This window comes from Bradyrhizobium barranii subsp. barranii, from assembly GCF_017565645.3.
Taxonomy (GTDB): Bacteria; Pseudomonadota; Alphaproteobacteria; order Rhizobiales; family Xanthobacteraceae; genus Bradyrhizobium; species Bradyrhizobium barranii.
Window position 1 is genome coordinate 6,516,352 of record NZ_CP086136.1, and the last position, 17,124, is coordinate 6,533,475.

General features: G+C 65.4%; 16 protein-coding genes and 2 pseudogenes. 10 read left to right on the forward strand and 8 right to left on the reverse strand.

The features are described from left to right. The first annotated feature begins 4 nt into the window (after window positions 1-4). The 4 genes from J4G43_RS31745 to J4G43_RS31760 all read left to right on the forward strand — a co-directional run bounded on the left by J4G43_RS31745 (window position 5) and on the right by J4G43_RS31760 (window position 3,403). A complete protein-coding gene (locus J4G43_RS31745; RefSeq protein ID WP_208087381.1) occupies window positions 5-445 on the forward strand; it encodes an EamA family transporter in 441 nt (146 codons plus the stop codon). 68 nt (window positions 446-513) lie between these two features. Then, window positions 514-1,800, forward strand: a complete 1,287-nt coding sequence (locus tag J4G43_RS31750) for an MFS transporter (RefSeq protein ID WP_208087382.1) — start codon at window positions 514-516, stop codon at window positions 1,798-1,800. A 25-nt stretch (window positions 1,801-1,825) separates the two neighbouring features. Next, window positions 1,826-3,076, forward strand: a complete 1,251-nt coding sequence (locus J4G43_RS31755) for an arsenic transporter (protein WP_208087383.1) — start codon at window positions 1,826-1,828, stop codon at window positions 3,074-3,076. Window positions 3,077-3,169: 93 nt separating this feature from the next. Beyond that, window positions 3,170-3,403 (forward strand): hypothetical protein, encoded by a 234-nt coding sequence (locus J4G43_RS31760; protein ID WP_208087384.1) that lies wholly within the window; start codon window positions 3,170-3,172, stop codon window positions 3,401-3,403. A gap of 46 nt (window positions 3,404-3,449) precedes the next feature. Here J4G43_RS31760 and J4G43_RS55670 read toward each other — a convergent pair. Next, a pseudogene (locus tag J4G43_RS55670) lies at window positions 3,450-4,814 on the reverse strand (MFS transporter). Between the two features lie 25 nt (window positions 4,815-4,839). Next, entirely contained in the window at window positions 4,840-5,607 is a 768-nt protein-coding gene (locus J4G43_RS31775) for a GntR family transcriptional regulator (protein WP_028152288.1), read from the reverse strand. 174 nt (window positions 5,608-5,781) lie between these two features. On the opposite strand from J4G43_RS31775, the pseudogene J4G43_RS31780 reads away from it, so the two are divergent. The 3 genes and pseudogenes from J4G43_RS31780 (at window position 5,782) to J4G43_RS31790 (ending at window position 8,794) form a co-directional block, all read left to right on the forward strand. Next, window positions 5,782-6,957 (forward strand): annotated as a pseudogene (locus J4G43_RS31780) (mandelate racemase/muconate lactonizing enzyme family protein). Window positions 6,958-6,969: 12 nt separating this feature from the next. Beyond that, the gene (locus tag J4G43_RS31785; protein ID WP_208087385.1) at window positions 6,970-7,737 is read left to right on the forward strand and encodes an SDR family oxidoreductase; all 768 of its coding nucleotides are present in this window, start codon (window positions 6,970-6,972) and stop codon (window positions 7,735-7,737) included. A 25-nt stretch (window positions 7,738-7,762) separates the two neighbouring features. Further along, window positions 7,763-8,794 carry an L-idonate 5-dehydrogenase gene (locus J4G43_RS31790; RefSeq protein WP_208087386.1) on the forward strand — a complete coding sequence of 344 codons (1,032 nt, stop codon included), beginning with the start codon at window positions 7,763-7,765 and terminating at the stop codon, window positions 8,792-8,794. Between the two features lie 14 nt (window positions 8,795-8,808). Here J4G43_RS31790 and J4G43_RS31795 read toward each other — a convergent pair whose 3' ends face one another. After that, on the reverse strand, window positions 8,809-9,675 hold the full coding sequence (locus tag J4G43_RS31795; protein ID WP_208087387.1) for a DUF3280 domain-containing protein: 867 nt from the start codon (window positions 9,673-9,675) through the stop codon (window positions 8,809-8,811). A 188-nt stretch (window positions 9,676-9,863) separates the two neighbouring features. On the opposite strand from J4G43_RS31795, the gene J4G43_RS31800 reads away from it, so the two are divergent. Together J4G43_RS31800 and J4G43_RS31805 are read left to right on the forward strand one after the other, a co-directional pair. Beyond that, on the forward strand, window positions 9,864-11,249 hold the full coding sequence (locus J4G43_RS31800; protein WP_208087388.1) for a HAMP domain-containing sensor histidine kinase: 1,386 nt from the start codon (window positions 9,864-9,866) through the stop codon (window positions 11,247-11,249). Further along, complete coding sequence (locus J4G43_RS31805) at window positions 11,246-11,932, forward strand: response regulator (RefSeq protein ID WP_063982664.1); 687 nt, start codon at window positions 11,246-11,248, stop codon at window positions 11,930-11,932. The genes J4G43_RS31800 and J4G43_RS31805 overlap by 4 nt, the downstream gene beginning before the upstream one ends. Here the strand turns inward: J4G43_RS31805 and J4G43_RS31810 are convergent. The 3 genes from J4G43_RS31810 to J4G43_RS31820 all read right to left on the reverse strand — a co-directional run bounded on the left by J4G43_RS31810 (window position 11,913) and on the right by J4G43_RS31820 (window position 13,839). Then, window positions 11,913-12,755 (reverse strand): hypothetical protein, encoded by an 843-nt coding sequence (locus J4G43_RS31810; RefSeq protein ID WP_208087389.1) that lies wholly within the window; start codon window positions 12,753-12,755, stop codon window positions 11,913-11,915. The two genes, J4G43_RS31805 and J4G43_RS31810, sit on opposite strands and share 20 nt — an antisense overlap. A 203-nt stretch (window positions 12,756-12,958) precedes the next feature. Then, window positions 12,959-13,450 carry an SRPBCC family protein gene (locus J4G43_RS31815; protein ID WP_208089467.1) on the reverse strand — a complete coding sequence of 164 codons (492 nt, stop codon included), beginning with the start codon at window positions 13,448-13,450 and terminating at the stop codon, window positions 12,959-12,961. Further along, complete coding sequence (locus J4G43_RS31820; protein WP_166097165.1) at window positions 13,450-13,839, reverse strand: ArsR/SmtB family transcription factor; 390 nt, start codon at window positions 13,837-13,839, stop codon at window positions 13,450-13,452. The genes J4G43_RS31815 and J4G43_RS31820 overlap by 1 nt, the downstream gene beginning before the upstream one ends. Window positions 13,840-14,120: 281 nt before the next feature. On the opposite strand from J4G43_RS31820, the gene J4G43_RS31825 reads away from it, so the two are divergent. Continuing rightward, a complete protein-coding gene (locus J4G43_RS31825; protein WP_208087390.1) occupies window positions 14,121-15,176 on the forward strand; it encodes a serine hydrolase in 1,056 nt (351 codons plus the stop codon). Window positions 15,177-15,243: 67 nt separating this feature from the next. On the opposite strand, the gene J4G43_RS31830 is transcribed toward J4G43_RS31825, so the two are convergent. Continuing rightward, window positions 15,244-16,071, reverse strand: coding sequence for an outer membrane protein (locus J4G43_RS31830; protein ID WP_208087391.1), 828 nt, complete (start codon window positions 16,069-16,071; stop codon window positions 15,244-15,246). 279 nt (window positions 16,072-16,350) lie between these two features. Continuing rightward, window positions 16,351-17,055: an SDR family oxidoreductase gene (locus J4G43_RS31835; protein WP_208087392.1), complete on the reverse strand. Its 705-nt coding sequence runs from the start codon at window positions 17,053-17,055 to the stop codon at window positions 16,351-16,353. Window positions 17,056-17,124 lie beyond the last annotated feature (69 nt).

Here is a 17,124-nt window from a genome sequence, read left to right on the forward strand (position 1 = left end):
ACCGATGAAACCCGCCCTCCTCTCGGCCTGGCAGACCTGGGCGCTGCTCTCGGCCTGCTTTGCGGCACTCACCGCGATCTTCGCCAAGGTCGGCGTCGAGAACATCAATCCGGATCTGGCGACGTTCATCCGCACCATCGTGGTACTGCTCGCCTTCTCGGTGCTGCTGTTCTTCACCGGCCAGTTCGCGGTGCCGTCGGCGGTCTCGTCGAAGACCTGGCTGTTCCTGGTGTTGTCCGGGCTTGCGACCGGCGCGTCCTGGCTGTGCTATTTCCGTGCGCTGAAGCTTGGCCCGGCGACGCTGGTGGCGCCGATCGACAAGCTCAGCGTCGTGCTGGTGGCTCTTTTCGCCTTCACCTTTCTCGGCGAGCGTCCGACCCCACAGGGCTGGCTCGGCATCGCCATGATCGGCGCCGGTGCGGTGCTGCTGGCCGTGAAGTTTTGAAGAGTGGAACAAAGGTGGCGTGAGATCGGTTTCTGGCCGGTCGCTTCCCAGCCTCGATCGAGAGACCGATGTCGAGCCAGGCCTCCCATCACCCCACCAACCAGACGAGACGCGCCGGCCGCGCTCTGGATGCGGCCAATTTCTTCCTCGCCGACGTCCGCGACGGGCTTGGGCCCTATCTCGCCGTCTATCTCCTCACCGAGCAGCACTGGGACGAGGCGCGCATCGGCCTCGTCATGTCGATCGCGACCATTGCCGGCATCGTGGCGCAGACGCCGGCCGGCGCACTGGTCGATGCGACGCGGGCGAAGCGGCTGGCGATGGTCATCGCCGCCATCATGGTGACGCTGGCGTCACTGTCGCTGCCGCTGTTTCCCAGCTTCCTGCCGGTCGCGGTCTCGCAAGGCATCGCGCAGGCCGCGGCAGTGATCTTTCCGCCGGCGATCGCCGCCGTCTCGCTGGGCATCTTCGGTCATGCCGCCTTCACCCGGCGGATCGGCCGCAACGAGACCTTTAATCACGCCGGCAATGCGGTCGCGGCCGGGCTCGCGGGGCTCAGCGCTTATTGGTTCGGTCCGACCGTGGTGTTCTACCTTCTCGCTGCCATGGCGGTCGCAAGCCTCGTGAGCATTCTCGCGATCCCCGCCCGCGCCATCGACCACGACCTCGCGCGCGGGCTGCACGACGCCGATACCGGTGACCAGCCGGAACAGCCCTCAGGTCTCGCGGTGCTCCTGACCTGCCGCCCCCTCCTCGTCTTCGCGGTCTGCGTCGTGCTGTTTCACCTGTCCAACGCGGCCATGCTGCCGCTGGTCGGGCAGAAACTCGCGCTGCAGGACAAGAACATGGGCACCAGCCTGATGTCGGCCTGCATCGTCGCAGCGCAAATAGTGATGGTGCCGTTCGCGATGCTGGTCGGCGCGAAGGCCGACCGCTGGGGCCACAAGCGCTTCTTCCTCGCCGCATTGTTGATCCTGCCCATTCGCGGCGCGCTCTATACGCTCTCCGACAATCCGTTCTGGCTGGTCGGCGTGCAGCTTCTGGACGGTGTCGGCGCCGGCATCTTTGGCGCGATCTTTCCCGTCATCGTCGCCGACCTCATGCGCAACACCGGCCGTTTCAACGTCGCGCAGGGCGCCATCATCACCGCCCAGAGCATTGGCGCGGCGCTATCGACGACGCTTGCGGGCCTCGTCGTGGTCGGAGCCGGCTACAGCGCGGCGTTCATCACGCTCGGCGCGGTCGCCGCGATTGGTGCCATCGTCTGCCTCCTCGCCTTGCCCGAGACCCGGCGTGGCACCTTGCAGGCACAGGGGAAGACAGCGGCTCCAGCATCGGTTATCGCTGCCGAATGAACCGACCCAACCTCAAGGACTGAACGTGCCGTCTGACGCCATCTGGGCCTGGAGCATCATCGTCGCCGCGACCGCAGGCGTCATCATCCGGCCTTTTCGCCTGCCCGAGGCGATCTGGGCCGTGATCGGCGCCGGCGCCCTGGTGCTGCTCGGCCTCCTGCCGTGGCAGGACGCGCTCACGGGCATCGAGAAAGGCGTCGACGTCTATCTCTTCCTGATCGGCATGATGCTGATCGCCGAGCTCGCCCGGCTCGAAGGCCTGTTCGACTATCTCGCCGCTCTCGCCGTCGAATATGCAGCCGGCTCACCTCAGCGGCTGTTTCTGCTGATCTATCTCGTCGGCACCGTCGTCACCGTGCTGCTCTCCAATGACGCCACCGCGATCGTGCTGACACCCGCCGTCTACGCTGCGACGCGCGCGGCCGGCGCCAAGCCGCTGCCCTATCTCTTCGTCTGCGCCTTCATCGCGAACGCCGCAAGTTTCGTGCTGCCGATCTCGAACCCCGCCAATCTCGTGGTGTTCGGCTCGCGCATGCCGCATCTGACCGAATGGCTGCGTCAGTTCGCCCTGCCCTCGCTCGCCTCGATCGTGCTGACCTATGTCGTACTGCGCATCACCCAGCAACGCGCGCTGAAACAGGAGGTCATCGAGCGCCGCGTGCCGCACAAGGTGCTCAGCCGCGGCGGCAAGCTGACCGCGATCGGCATTGCTGCGATCGGCGTCGTGCTGATCACGGCCTCCGCGCTCGACAAGCAGCTTGGCCTGCCGACCTTCATCTGCGGCGCCGTGACGACCGGCCTCGTCCTGCTGCTCAGCCGTCAGTCGCCCATGCCGGTACTGAAGCACGTGTCCTGGAGCGTGCTGCCGCTGGTCGGCGGGCTTTTCGTGATGGTGGAAGCACTGGTGAAGACTGGCGTGATCGGCCATCTCAGCGCACTTCTGCACGAGGCCGTCGCGCAGTCCGTACCCGGGGCCGGCTGGAGCGTTGGGATCGCCACCGCCATCGCCACCAATATTGCCAATAACCTGCCGGTCGGCCTCGTCGCCGGGTCGATCGTGGCCGCCGATCACCTGCCCACCTCGGTCGTCAGCGCCATCCTGATCGGCGTCGACCTGGGACCGAATTTCTCGATCACCGGTTCGCTCGCGACCATCCTGTGGCTGGTTGCGCTTCGCCGCGAAAAAATCGAGGTCGGCGCCTGGCCGTTCCTCAAGCTGGGCCTGCTGGTGACGCCCCCCGCCTTGATCGCAGCACTTGCGGCTGCGATCCGGTAATCGCGCGCAATTTGCGGCGCATCAATGTCGCCGGCAAAGCCGGACCTATGCTTGACCTCGTCGCGCAGCTACGGCGCGGCACGGAGGTCCATCATGCAGATTCAGTCAAAGGCATTGCCGCAGAGTTTTTCCCTGCGTCGCTCGTTTCGGAGCTTCACCGCGCCGGAACAAGGTGGCGGGACATATCACCCCCTGCTCGTCGTCTCGGTCGTGGTGCTGCTGACCCTGTTCGCGATCGTGGAGATCGACCTCCACAGCGCCCAGCTTCAGGCGATCGGCCTGCTCGGCCATGGGTCGGGCATCGATCCCGTCTTCCTGAGCCCGTAGCGGGAAAAGCCCGATCGCGGCCACAAGGCCGCGATCGGGCAACGCGTTAGTCGTTCTCGTAGCCGTAGACTTCCGGCAGGATGAAGATTGCGGCGAGCAATCCGATCAGCGGGAAGATCGCGACCATCAGCGTGGCATTCGCCTGGCCGATCGCCGCGAACACCGTCGGGAACAGGAAGATCGCCAGGAACGACGGCAACTTCACGAACATGTAGGCGAAGCCGCTGGCCGTGCCGCGATACTTGGGCTTCGCAACCATGGTCGGGATCGTCATGCAGTTCGACGCGTCCCAATAATGGCCCCACAACATGGCGGCCGCTGCGAACGGCAGCAGGATCTTGTTGTCGGTGTAGAGCGCGAAGGCCGCGACCAGCAGCGAGGCCAGCACGATGCTGAAACCGGCGATCGAGATGCCGCGGTGGCCGATCTTGGGCGTCAGCAGCGGACCGACCCAGCCGGACAGAGCCGCGAAGGAAAACAGCGCCATCGTCACCAGATTGAATGCCGAGCACGCTCGACACGCCAACCATCACGAACAGCACCGGCAGATAGAACGCAAAGGTCGAGAACTCGCTGCCTTGCGCGAAACAGGCGATCCAGCCGTAGATCGTGGCGCGCCAGCGGATCGGGTCCTTCCTGAGGTCGGCGATGAAGGCACGTGTGCTGACCTTCGGCACCTTTACGTCCTGGTCCGGCAACATGTCGAGATTGTCGTTGAACATCTCGCGCGCGACCTTCTTGGCCTCGCGGTAACGTCCCTTCTGCACCAGCCACACCGCCGTCTCCGGCACGTCGTGACGCATGATCAGGATGATCAGCGCCGGCACCGCGCCGAGACCGAGCGTCACGCGCCACAGCATCTCGTGCTGCATGTCGATCAGCAGGAAGATCACGATAACACCGATGGTGAGAACTTCACCGACGGCGAACATGAATTGCCAGCGATTGCCCATGACCTCGCGCTCACCCTTGGCCATGGATTCCATGATGTAGGTGTAGCCGTCGAAATATCCGAGCCGAGCGGAATGCCGAGCAGGAAGCGGATCACGATGAGCCAGGTCACGTTCGGCACGAAGGCCTGCGCCAGCGCGAGCACGATGAACAGCACCATCGTCACCAGGAACATGACGCGGCGGCCGATCTTGTCGGAGAGCCAGCCGCCGAGCAGCGCGCCGATCAGGGCGCCGCCCTGCGTGCCGGCTGCAGCGAGACCGAGCATCAGCGGATCGGGATTGTACTGCTCCTTGATGAAGATCAGCACGAAGGCGATCGAATAGAGATCCCAGGCTTCGACCAGGATCGAGGCCATCATCAGCCAGCCGACCTTGTTGCCCTTGGGACTGTAGTTCGTGATGAGGTAGCGGACCGCGGCTTCGCTCGCGGTCGGTTGTGGCATCGCCGTCGTTAACATCTTTGGTCCTCTCTTCAAAACTTTCTTACGTGCCGAGCAGCGGCTCGATGCTGCAATCGAGCAGGCGCGGATCGATCCCCGCCTCCATGCCCGTGAACATGTGGTCCATGTAGTCGATCAACGCATCGCTCGCCTTCACGGCGTCCTCGACATGGCGGCCGGCGACCGCAACGAGAATGGCGAGGTGGCGATCGATCGTGCCTGACAGTTCGGCCTGCCCCGGCATGAAGCGATGGTGGATGTAGCCGATGCGGCGGTACAGCGTGTGTAACGGCCGCAGCGTGTGCACCAGGAAGGGCTCGCCGGCGGCTTCCAGCACCAGCGCGTCGATGCGGCGATCGATGCTGTTGAATTCGTCGAGGGTCAGGGTGGCGCGGCGTTCGCGCAGCAGACGCTCGATGTGCAGCGCCTGATTGCGATGCGACAGGCTGGCGCGATCGGCCGCGAGCCGCACGACAAAGCGCTCCATGTCGCGGCGCAAGGCCAGCAGCATCCGCTCGCGCGCAAGATCGATCGGCGCGATGTGCAGGCCGTGGCGCGGACGGATGATGATGAGCGTGTCGGCGGAGAGACGATTGACGGCGTGATGCACTGGTGTGCGCCCGAAGCCGGTGATGTGCTGCAATTCCAGCATCGTCATGAATTGTCCGGGCTTAAGCTCGCAGTGGACGAGCAGCTCTTCGATCCTCTGATAAGCCAGCTCGAAGAAGTTGAGCCGGTTGCGCCGGGAGGGCTTGCCCTCACCGTCGTCCTCGTTTCTCACCACCTCGAGCGCGCGCTTGCGCCGTGCCATGTCGTCCTCCTGTCAGCCGCGCTCTCATTGCTGGGTGGCGCCTTAGTTGTGGGACCCTTAAAACATGTTGTGATATATTACAAGCAAGCGTAAGACGTTCGCGCGACCTGCAACATGCTGCAGTGCGAAATGAGACGTCAGGCGCGAGGCGCCTGTGATGGGAGGATTATTGCCGTGAAGATCACGTCAATCGAGACGCTGCGCACCGAGGAATTTTCCAACGTCATCTGGGTACGCGTTCACACCGACACGGGCATGATCGGTCTCGGCGAAACCTTCTATGGCGCGGGCGCGGTCGAAGCGCAGATCCACGACACCTTTGCCGGCCGCCTGCTCGGCCGCAATCCGCTGCACATCGAGGCAATCCATCGCGACATGCTGAACCTGCCGATGGCGCAATCCTCGACCGGCGTCGAATACCGCGCGGCCTCCGCAATCGACATCGCGCTATGGGATCTGTTCGGCAAGGTCTGCAATCAGCCTGTACACCAGATGCTCGGCGGCCTCTGCCGCGACAAGCAGCGCATCTACAATACCTGCGCCGGCACCCAATATGTCCGCTCCACCAATATCAGCCCCGTCGCCAACTGGAATCTCGGCGCCTCAAAAGGCCCCTACGAAGACCTCGACGGCTTCATGCACCACGCCGACGCGCTGGCCGAAAGCCTGCTGGAGAGCGGCATCTCCGCGATGAAGATCTGGCCGTTCGATCCGGCGGCCCAGGAGAACAAGGGCCTCTACATCACCGCAGCCCAGATGAAGCGGGCGATCGGAGATCATGGTCGAGCTCCACTCGCTGTGGAACCTGCCGACCGCCAAGCAGATCGCGCGCGCACTCGAGCCCTACAAGCCGACCTGGTACGAAGACCCGATCCGGATGAACTCGCCGCAGGCGCTGGCCGAATATGCCCGCTCCGACCGATGTCTGGGTCTGCGCCAGCGAGACGCTGGGCTCACGCTTCCCCTACAAGGACATGCTCGACCGCGATGCCCATCTTGTCGCCGACGGCCTTGCGGATCTTCTCGAACGGTTGCTGGACCGGTGGCCTCACCGAGGGTCGCAAGATCGCGGCGATGGCCGAGACCTATCACCGCCCGTTTGCGCCGCATGACTGCATCGGCCCGATCGGCTTCATCGCCGCCATCCACATGTCGTTCAGCCAGCCCAACACGCTGATCCAGGAATCGGTGCGCGCCTTCTACAAGGGCTGGTACAATGAGCTCGTCACCACCATGCCCACGATCAAGGACGGCTTTGTCTATCCGATGGAAGGACCCGGCCTCGGCGTCGACCTTCTGCCCGCCGTATTCGACCGCTCCGATCTGACCGTGCGTCGCTCCAACGTCTGAGGATTTTTTGAGATGAGCACCGCCCTCTTCGACCTTTCCGGCCGCACCGCGCTCGTGACCGGCTCCTCCCGCGGGCTCGGCCGTGCCATTGCCGAGGGCATGGCCAAGGCCGGCGCCAAAATCATCATCAACGGCGTCGACCCCAAGCGCGTCGAGCAGGCCGTCGCCGAGTTTCGCGCCGCCGGTCATCAGGCCGAGGGCGCCGCGTTCAACGTTACCGATGAGCCCGCGATCGTCGCGGCCTTCGAGCGCTTCGACCGCGAAGGGCTCGCGGTCGACATTCTCGTCAACAATGCCGGCATCCAGCACCGCAAGCCGCTGGTCGAGTTCACCACCGACGAATGGCGCAAGGTGATCGAGACTGACCTCACCAGCGCCTTCGTGATCGGCCGCGAGGCCGGCAAGCGCATGATCCCGCGCAAGCGTGGCAAGATCATCAATATCGGTTCGCTCGGCAGCGAGCTCGCGCGTCCCACCATCGCGCCCTACACCGCGGCCAAGGGCGGCATCAAGAACCTGACCCGCTCGATGGCGGTGGAATGGGCCCAGCACGGCATCCAAGCCAATGCGATCGGCCCCGGCTACATGCTGACCGACATGAACGAGGCGCTGGTCAACAACACCGACTTCAACAACTGGCTGATGGGCCGCATCCCCAGCAAGCGCTGGGGCAAGCCGGACGAACTGGTGGGCGCCGCGATCTTCCTGGCGTCGGACGCTTCGACTTACGTTAACGGACAGATCATCTATGTCGATGGCGGCATGATCGCCGCGATGTAATCGCGAAAGCCAAGGGAACGAGACCATGCGCGCCGTCGTCATCCACGCCCCGAAAGACCTGCGGATCGACAGCTATCCCGATCCAGCCCCTGCCCCGGGCGAAGTCCGCGTCAAGATTGCGAACGGCGGCATCTGCGGCTCCGACCTGCACTACTACCATCACGGCGGTTTCGGCGTCGTGCGCATCCAGCAGCCGATGGCGCTGGGCCATGAGATCGCGGGCGTGGTCGCGGCCGTCGGTGACGGCGTCACCAATGTGAAGCCGGGCACGCGCGTCGCCGTCAATCCGAGCAGACCGTGCGGCCAGTGCCTGCATTGCCAGGAAGGCATGCGCAACCAGTGCCTCGACATGCGCTTCCTCGGCAGCGCGATGCGCTTCCCCCATGTCCAAGGCGGCTTTCGCGAGTTCATCACGGTCGATGCCACGCAGGCCGTGCCGATCTCCGACAAGCTGTCGCTGGCGGAGGCCGCGGTCGCCGAGCCGCTCGCGGTGTGCCTGCATGCCGGCAAGCAGGCCGGCCCCCTCCTCGGCAAGCGCGTGCTGATCACGGGTTGCGGGCCGATCGGTGCGCTGATGATCCTGGTCTCGCGCTTCGGCGGCGCGTCCGAGATCGTGGTGACCGATGTCGCCGACGCGCCGCTCGCGGTCGCAAAGAAGCTCGGCGCCACCCACGCCATCAATGTCGCGACCGATGCCACAGCGCTCGATCCCTGGCGCGCCGGCAAAGGCGTGTTTGACACCCTGTTCGAGGCCTCCGGCAACCAGGCCGCGCTTCGCACCGCGCTCGACGTGCTTCGGCCCGGCGCGACGCTGGTGCAGCTCGGTCTCGGCGGCGAGATGACGCTGCCGATCAACTCCATCGTCGCCAAGGAATTGCAGCTCCGCGGCACCTTCCGCTTCGACCCCGAATTCGAGCTCGCGGTGCGGCTGATGGGCGAAGGGCTGATCGACGTGAAACCGCTGATCACGGCCACCATGCCGTTCGAAAACGCGGTCGCCGCGTTCGAACTCGCCAGTGACCGCTCGCAGTCGATGAAGGTGCAGCTGACGTTCTAGGGCGAGTATCGCGGTTACTGGCTCCCGATCAGCTTATCGCTGACCAGCCGGACCGCGCCCCGTTTCCACGAATAGTCCGCGCCCATCCGCAGGCCGCTGTCGCCACGCGACAGCACCGCACCGGTCCTGGCATCGCGGACCTGGAAGCCGAGCGTGTATTCGGTGCGGCTGACCCGCCGCACCACGCCGATCAACGACTGATCCGCGCCGAGCTTTTGCGCGATCGCCGCCTCGCAGCCGCCGCAATCCCGCAAGGCGCGCGCCTTGACCGCCTCGCCGCCGGCATCAACGATGCGGTAGCGGCCGGATTGGCCCAGCGCCTCGCGCACGCTGCCGGTGACCTCGGCCAGATATGACGCATCCGACGTGGCTGAAGTGCCAGTCGAGGCGGCGGTCGTGTCCTCGAGCTCGAAATCGAACACGGCCAGCGCGACCGGCGCGGGCGTGGCGAGCGCGGCCATGACCTCGCGAGACACGAAAATCTCGGCACGCTCCCATGATTCATCATTGTCGCCGCGGAAGGTGTAGAGCTTGTCCATCACGAGCTTCTTGGCGCCGACGTCGATGACGGCGACCTTGGCCCATTGCACCAGCGTGCTGGTCTTCTGGATGCCGCCGATGACCTTGAATGCCGCGCCGTCCTGGGCAGACGGCACCGGCCGGTAGCGGCCGTCCGCACTGATATCCCGCCTGAGCGCGGCCATGAACGCCGACAGCCGCCGCTCATGGGCGGCGGTCTGGTTGGCCGGCTCGGCCGACGTATCGGTGTAGCTGAAATCGTCCATGGCAACGCCGATGGCATCCTCGGCGCCGGCAGGCGAAGAGGCCGCCGGGAGGACGAAGAGGAGGAAAGCAGAGAGGATCAAGCTGATACGGCGCATGCGGGCCTCGTGTGATGGAGCGGCGGCGCAATCTGGACGGCAGCCTCAGGTCATGCAGCTGCGCTGGTCCCGACCAAGGCCGGGAAAATTTCACGACGTTGCACCGCGGTAAGCGCGGCGCTTTCCGCCGCTTGCGTTCTGCCGTTTAATGCTGGGGTGACAATTCCGTTCGCGCCAGGTGCCCGCCGATGTGGAACCGCCCGAGGTTCGATCTCAAGGTCCGTCTGACGTTGCGCGTGGCCGCCATATCGGCCGCGTGCTTCGCCGCGATCTCCGCCTATTTCCTCATCACCGCCGACCGCGCGGCCCATGCGCGCCTCGACGACATCGCCGCCATCGTGGCCAAGACGCTGGAGCTGCAACAGGGCAAGATCCAGTGGGTGGCGAGCCCGCGCTCGGACTTTCCCAACCTCGACCCCGTTTCGGCCTATGTGATGACGCCCGGCCTGTGCCTGGCGTTCCGCGGCGTGAGCGGCGACATCATCCAGCGATTCTGCAGTGGCGCGCCGATCCCGGCGAACCCGCCGCCGCAAGTCTTCGCGGCCTTCTATCGCAGCTTGTTCGACCCCGGCCGCGAGGCGACACGGCCCGTGATCGTGCGCGGAACGAAGCTCGGCGAGACCGTGGTCTCGGTCGACCCGGCCGTGCAGACGGCCGACGCCTGGCACGAGGCCGGCCGCCTGATGCTCGCGCTTGCGATCGCACTGCCACTGTTGTGCGTCCTGGTCTACGCCGCACTGGCGCGTGCGCTGCGCCCCACCCGCATGATCCGCTCCGGCCTCGAGCGGATCGCCGCCAATGACCTGTCGACGCGGCTGCCGCCGTTCGATCTCGCCGAGCTGTCGGCGATCCGCGACGTCTTCAATCATCTCGCCGAAAGCCTCGACACCGCGCTGGCCGAGCGCAGCGAGCTGACGCGGAAACTGATCGCACTTCAGGACGAGGAGCGCCGCCATCTCGCGCGCGAGCTGCATGACGAGTTCGGCCAGTCGCTGGCCGCCATCCGCGCGCTCGCCTCCTCTGCCCGCCAGACCGCCGTACAGGACTGCCCCTCCCTGCTTGGCGAGTGCGACGGCATCGCGCGGACCGCAACGGGCATGATGGAGACGCTGCGCGGCGCGCTGTTCCGGCTGCGCCCGCCTGATGTCGAGGAGCTCGGGCTCGTGGCGAGCCTCGAAGGCCTGGTTGCGGGCTGGAACGGGCGCAGCCGCGGCCAGACGCGGTTTTCGATCCGTTTCGACGGTGCGTTCGCGACCCTGCCCGCCACGATCAGCGCGAGCCTGTACCGTATCGTGCAGGAGGCACTCACCAATGCCGCCAAGCATGCCGGCGCCACGCGGGTAAGCCTGGAGCTTGCGATGCGTGCCGACGAGATCGCACTTGCGATCGACGACGACGGACGGTCGAACGATCCCGTCGCAAAATCCGGAATGGGCCTGCTCGGCATGCGCGAGCGCGTTGCGGCCTTGCGCGGCCAGTTGAGCTTCGAGGCCGCGCCGAACGGCGGCTCCGCGCTGCGCGTGGTCATTCCGCTTGCAGGCCTCGATCGGCAGCCACTGGAGCGCGCGGCATGAGCGCGGCCGATGCGACCATTCTACTGGTCGACGACCATTCCGTCGTCCGCGAAGGCTATCGCTCCGTGCTCCAGAAGCAGCCCGGGCTTCGCGTCGTCGCCGAAGCCGCCGACGGCGCCGAGGCGTACCGTCTGTTCAAATCCGAGGCGCCCGACCTCGTCATCATGGATCTGAGCATGCCCGGCATCGGCGGCATCGAGGCCGTCAGGCGCATCAGGCAATGGGACAAGGCGGCACGGATCCTGGTCTTTACCATGCACGAGAATGCCGGCTTCGCCGTGCAGGCGATCCGCGCCGGCGCGCGGGGCTATGTCACCAAGACCAGCCCGCCCGAGACGCTGGTGCGCGCCGTGATGGACGTGCTCGCCGGCAAGATCGCCATCAGCCCCGACATCGACCACGAGCTCGCGCTCAGCCGTATCAGCGGCGAGAGCTCGGCCGCCGACGTCCTCACGCCGCGCGAGTTCGAGGTGTTGCGGCTGCTGCTCGCCGAGAACACGACGGAGGAGATCGCCGAGACGCTGCATGTCAGCCCGAAGACGGTGGCGAACCTGCACTCGCTGATCAAGGACAAGCTCGGCGTCGGCTCCGACATCGAGCTGGTCCGGCTGGCGCTGCGGCAAGGCCTGCTGACGCAGGCCGATCTCGGCGAAGCCCGGTCGCTCAGGCCAGATAACGCGTGAGATAGCCTTCCATGGCGTAGAGCGCGCAGAGCGCGAGGCTCGACCACACCGCCGCGGTGAAATACAGGAACATCCAGGTCAGCTCGCCCTTCCAGTGCGCGATGTCGTGGGTCACCACCCAGCGCGTCGCGACGTCATGCAGGCCTTCGAGGAAGCCGAGGAGCTTGTTGCCCTCTTCATGCCCCGCCCGCCAGCGGCTGAGATACATCGGCACATCGACGGTGACGAGGAAGGCGAGGAAGCAGGCGATGCCGATGATGCCGGCGCTCAGCGCCCAGCGCACCGGTCCCTGGAATTCCGGCATGAGGCGGCACAGCGCGATGCCGGCGAGGAAAAACGTCACCGCCCACAGCGAGTTCTCGATCGCGTTGTAAAGGAAGTTCGTGGTGACGACCGCGTACCAGGAGAAGCACTCCGCGATGATGATGATGGGCACGATCACCAGCGCGATGCTCACCGCGGTCTCCGCCCCCGTCATGCGACCCAGCTGATGCAGGATGATCGCCCATTGCGCGACGAAGCACAGCTCGGCCACGGTCGCGACGGTGCGGCCGACGAAGACGCTGGAGAGCCAGGTGTCGAACAGGCAGATGCGCTGCACGTCGGCGCGCGGCAGAAACGATCGGAACGCGCAGCCGAACACATAGCCGGCGCAGAGCAGGAACATCAGCCCGATATCCGAACCGCCGCCGGCGCTGCCGGCAACCGTCGGATAGAACTCGCGGTACAGCATGAACCAGACGAGGATGTTGGCCGCACTGACAAGCGTCAGGGACCCCCACCACCACGCGAGGGGATTTGACCGCGCCTGCCACTGCAACATGAATCGCTCCGCCGTAACCGATATGACATTTAGTGGTAGCAATTCTGTCATAAATCGGCGGCACGACGCGACAAAAATCTACGTTATGGCGCTGTCATAATTGAGCTGCGCGCTGTCATATTCGCGAAGGCGACTGCTCTCCCCATGCGTTTCCGAGCTTATTCCGGGGCGCCTCTTCGAGGCCCCCGGAATAACGCGGGACTCTATTTCTTCATCCCGGCAACATACGCCGCGAGCTTGTCCATCGTCTGGTAGCCATACTCGACGGCACCGAAGCCGATCATGCCATCGCGCTGCTCGGTGCTCGAGGCCAGTTGCCGCATCATCAGCACGGTCTTGCCGTTGCTCTGCTCGGCAAAGGTGAGGGTGAAGCGGAACATGCCGGGATCATCGTCCTGGTCGACGCCGTGATCCATCTCCATCAGCGACGGCCGCTCGATGCGGCGGAAGCGCATGCGGTTCGGATAGACGGTGCCGTCAGGACCGATCATGTTGAAGCGCCAGACGCCGCCGACGCGCACGTCGATCTCGAAGGTCTCGATCTTGAAGCCCTTCGGCCCGAACCATTGCGGGAGATGTTTTGGATCGGACCACGCCTCGAACACCAGATCGCGCGGCGCGTCGATCACGCGCGACATCACGATCTCGCGGTCGATCGACCATTGCGACAGAGCGGGATTGGCAGAATTCGTCATCACTCAGAACCTTTCCGTTTGGTTGTGCGGGACGGTCGCTTGGCGGCCGCCCTCTCCTTCTCTTTCTTCAGTTGCATGACGTAAGCCTCAAACCGGTCGAGCCGCGCCTCCCAGATCGCGCGCTGCTGCTGGAACCAGTCCTCCGCGCCGACGAGCGCGTCTGGGCTGAGACGGCAGGTGCGTACGCGGCCGGATTTCTCCGACTGAACGAGCCCGCTCGTCTCCAGCACATGGATGTGTTTCATGAAGCTCGGCAGCGCCATCTCGAACGGATCGGCGAGCTCGCCGACCGACGCCTCGCCGGCGCAGAGCCGCATCACGATCGCCCGCCTTGTGGGATCAGCGAGGGCTGCGAAGATCTGGTCGAGCTGGGATAATTGGTTAGCCATGAAGCTAACTATAGGCCCGCCACCGCCCTGCGTCAATAATTGTTAGCTCACAAGCTAAGTAATTTTCCGCAAGGCCCCCACCGACGGAACCCACAACGCGCAATCGTGAATTGGGACACGCAGCCCTCGCCGTTAGAAGAGAGAGGGGGCGCATCGCATCATGCGTCAGAGCCGTGCCGTCTGTTGTCACCTCATCATACCTCACCCGGCGGGCCCTCGCGCGGGCTGCGCTGGTTCCCCTCGCGTTGGCCTGGCCGCGCCGCGCATCCGCGGATTCCGACATGATCGCGCAGATGCGCGACATCGTCGCCAACGAGCTGGCGCCGACCGCGACGCCGGACCAGCCGGGCGGCCTCGCCGCCGCGCTCTATGCCGGCCGCCATGTCGAGTTCTTCAACTACGGCTTCGCCGACGACGGCACGCGACGACCGGTCACACCGGACACGCTGTTCAACCTTGGTTCGCTGCGCAAACCGTTCGAGGCGACGCTGGTGGCGCTGGGCTCGCTCCGGAGTGAATTGCGGCTCGACGACCGCCTGCCGAAATATCTGCCCGAGCTCACCGGAGACTATGTCCGCCGCGTCACCGTCGGCCAGCTCGCCACGCACACGTCGGGCATGCTGCTGTCGACCGACCATCCACCCTGGCCGAACGACTCGTTCTCGCAGGCGCAGTTCATCGACATGTTCAATGCCTGGGAGCCGCAGGCCGGCGAAGCGCCCGGCAAGCAGCGCATCTACAGCCATGCCTGTTACGTGCTGCTTCAGCTCGTGCTCGAGCGCTGCTACGGCGCTCCGATCGCAACCCTGTTCGAAGAGCGCATCCTTCGGCCGATCGGCATGAATGCAACCTCTCTGCCGGAGCGCGGCGAGGACAACCGCGCCGTCATGGACGCGGCGTGGATGCAGCGCGTCGTGCAAGGCTATTCGGATCAGGGCATGGCGATCGGCCCACCCGGCAACCAGCAGAGCTATTTCGACTTTCCCGGCGCCGGCCAGATGTTTTCGTCCGCGCGGGATCTCGCGACCTTCGTTGCGGCCTGCGTCGACGGCCGCTCGGTCGATCCACATTTGCGCGAGGCGCTGCGGATGACGCAGCGCGAGACCTTCCGCGTCGATGACAAGTTCGGACAAGGCATGGCATGGGAGACGGTCCACCTCCCCGACGCCACCATCGTCGACAAGCCCGGCGGCCTCAACAATGCCTCCGGCTATCTCGGCCTCGTCCCTATCAGGCAGATCGGCTTCGTCCTGCTCGCCAGTCGCGGCGAATATCCGCACGAGATCGTTCGCTACAAGATCCTGCCCGCGCTGGCGAAGCTCGTCGCCTTGCACTGAACCGTCCCTCGCAACAGAAAGCCCCGGCAGAGCCGGGGCTTTCCGCGCCAGATCAGGAACGGGATGCTCAGTACCTGGCGACGACCGGTCCGCCGAACTTGTAGTTCACGCCGACACGCACGATGTTCGACTTGAGATCGACCGAGTGGGTGTAGACGTTGCTCGGATATTGCGTTACGCCGCCGACCAGATTGGTACTGGTCGCGCTGGCGCGGCCGAGATCGACGTAGAGATATTCGGCCTTGAGCGACCAGCCGCCGCCGAAGGCATATTCGGTGCCGACGCCCGCGGTCCAGCCGAGGCGCGTGTCGCGGATCGCGGCCGACTCGGTCGCGGCTGAGAACGTGTCGGTGAAATTGAAATTGCCCTTCACCTCGGAGATCGCCGCGCCGCCCGTCGCGTACAGCAGCCAGGTCGGAGCCGCGAGGAAGCCGATGCGACCGCGGATGGTGGCGAGCCAATCGGCCGAGACCTGCGACGACACGGTAAAGCCTGTCGGCGCGCAGCAGGGATAGAGCGCAGAGCCCGTCGCGCTGCCCTTGAAACCGAAATAGTTGATGTCGCCTTCGAGGCCGAGCACGGCGTGGTTCACCTGCCAGTTATAGCCCGCGGTGAAGCCGCCGGTCACGCTGGAGCTATTGACGCCTTGGGCGCCGACCGTGTTGATGGCGGGGACGCTGCTGGCGGCGAAATAGCCGGCCGGCGTCCAGATGGTCGAGGTGTTCAGATCGGCGTTGCCCCACTGCCCGCCGACATTGCCGCCGACGTAAAAGCCGGTCCAGTTGTAGGCCGGCGCCATCACCGGCGCCTTGGTATATTGCGCGGCGAGATCGGCGGCCTGCGCGGATGCGGTGCCGAGCACAATTGAAGCGACCGCCAGCAAAAACTTGTTCATTCCGAGTCTCCATGCCCCACGCGATCGACGCTCGCGTTTCAATTGCGCACCGGTGGGAGCCATCCGGCGCAGATTGGGGATAGGGAGTGGACCGCTCGCCGTCTCGGTCTGCGGCGCAGTTCGTATGGACTGTGACGTAGTCCGTGACTTATCGCGCAAGACCAGTGACGAGTGTGACCCGAACGCCACGCGTCGCCCCGCCGCAGCGGCGCACCGCGCAGGCCGCGCGTCGCGTTACGACAAGTGCACCAGAATGGCGGAGCGAAGCCGCGCGCCGACTCACACCGAGCGCGTCAGTCCGCCGTCGACGCGGATATTCTGGCCGGTGATGTAGGCGGCACCCTCGGACGCCAGGAACGACACCGTCGCCGCGACCTCCTCGACCTTGCCGTAACGCTTCATCGGCACGCTGTCGCGCCGCGCATCGGTCTGCGGCAGGCTGTCGATCCAGCCCGGCAGCACGTTGTTCATGCGGATGTTGTCGGCGGCATGGGTGTCGGTGAAGATCTTCGTGAAGGCGGCGAGGCCCGCGCGGAACACCGCGGAGGTCGGGAACATCGCGCTCGGCTCGAACGCCCAGGCGGTTGAGATGTTGATGATGGCGCCGCTCTTCTGCGCCTGCATCACCGGCGTCACCAGCCGGGTCGCCCGGATCACGTTGAGGAGATAGGTGTCGAGGCCGGTGTGCCACTGCTCGTCGGTGATCTCCGTGATCGCCGCGCGCGGCCCGTGGCCGGCGCTGTTGACGAGCACATCGATGCGTCCCCATTTGGCCATCGCCCCGTCGACGAGCCGCTTCAGATCATCGTTCGACTTGTTGGAGCCGGTGACGCCGAGGCCACCGAGCTCGACTGCCAGCGCCTCGCCCTTGCCGGAGGACGACAGGATCGCGACGCGAAAGCCGTCGGCCGCGAGCCGCCGCGCAGCCCCTGCCCCCATGCCGCTGCCGCCAGCCGTGACAAGTGCGACCTTCTCTGCTGCCATGACCGATCATCCCTGTGTTGAGGCGAGCCCCGGGCCCGGCCTATCATGAGGCCTTCTACCGCCGGACCT

Bases quoted from the DNA above. Each gene is read 5' to 3' on its own strand.
- J4G43_RS31745 (WP_208087381.1), top strand. From the start codon at position 5: ATGAAACCCGCCCTCCTCTCGGCCTGGCAGACCTGGGCGCTGCTCTCG.
- J4G43_RS31750 (WP_208087382.1), top strand. From the start codon at position 514: ATGTCGAGCCAGGCCTCCCATCACCCCACCAACCAGACGAGACGCGCC.
- J4G43_RS31760 (WP_208087384.1), top strand. From the start codon at position 3,170: ATGCAGATTCAGTCAAAGGCATTGCCGCAGAGTTTTTCCCTGCGTCGC.
- J4G43_RS31775 (WP_028152288.1), bottom strand. From the start codon at position 5,607: ATGGCACGGCGCAAGCGCGCGCTCGAGGTGGTGAGAAACGAGGACGAC.
- J4G43_RS31785 (WP_208087385.1), top strand. From the start codon at position 6,970: ATGAGCACCGCCCTCTTCGACCTTTCCGGCCGCACCGCGCTCGTGACC.
- J4G43_RS31790 (WP_208087386.1), top strand. From the start codon at position 7,763: ATGCGCGCCGTCGTCATCCACGCCCCGAAAGACCTGCGGATCGACAGC.
- J4G43_RS31795 (WP_208087387.1), bottom strand. From the start codon at position 9,675: ATGCGCCGTATCAGCTTGATCCTCTCTGCTTTCCTCCTCTTCGTCCTC.
- J4G43_RS31800 (WP_208087388.1), top strand. From the start codon at position 9,864: ATGTGGAACCGCCCGAGGTTCGATCTCAAGGTCCGTCTGACGTTGCGC.
- J4G43_RS31805 (WP_063982664.1), top strand. From the start codon at position 11,246: ATGAGCGCGGCCGATGCGACCATTCTACTGGTCGACGACCATTCCGTC.
- J4G43_RS31810 (WP_208087389.1), bottom strand. From the start codon at position 12,755: ATGTTGCAGTGGCAGGCGCGGTCAAATCCCCTCGCGTGGTGGTGGGGG.
- J4G43_RS31815 (WP_208089467.1), bottom strand. From the start codon at position 13,450: ATGACGAATTCTGCCAATCCCGCTCTGTCGCAATGGTCGATCGACCGC.
- J4G43_RS31820 (WP_166097165.1), bottom strand. From the start codon at position 13,839: ATGGCTAACCAATTATCCCAGCTCGACCAGATCTTCGCAGCCCTCGCT.
- J4G43_RS31825 (WP_208087390.1), top strand. From the start codon at position 14,121: ATGATCGCGCAGATGCGCGACATCGTCGCCAACGAGCTGGCGCCGACC.
- J4G43_RS31830 (WP_208087391.1), bottom strand. From the start codon at position 16,071: ATGAACAAGTTTTTGCTGGCGGTCGCTTCAATTGTGCTCGGCACCGCA.
- J4G43_RS31835 (WP_208087392.1), bottom strand. From the start codon at position 17,055: ATGGCAGCAGAGAAGGTCGCACTTGTCACGGCTGGCGGCAGCGGCATG.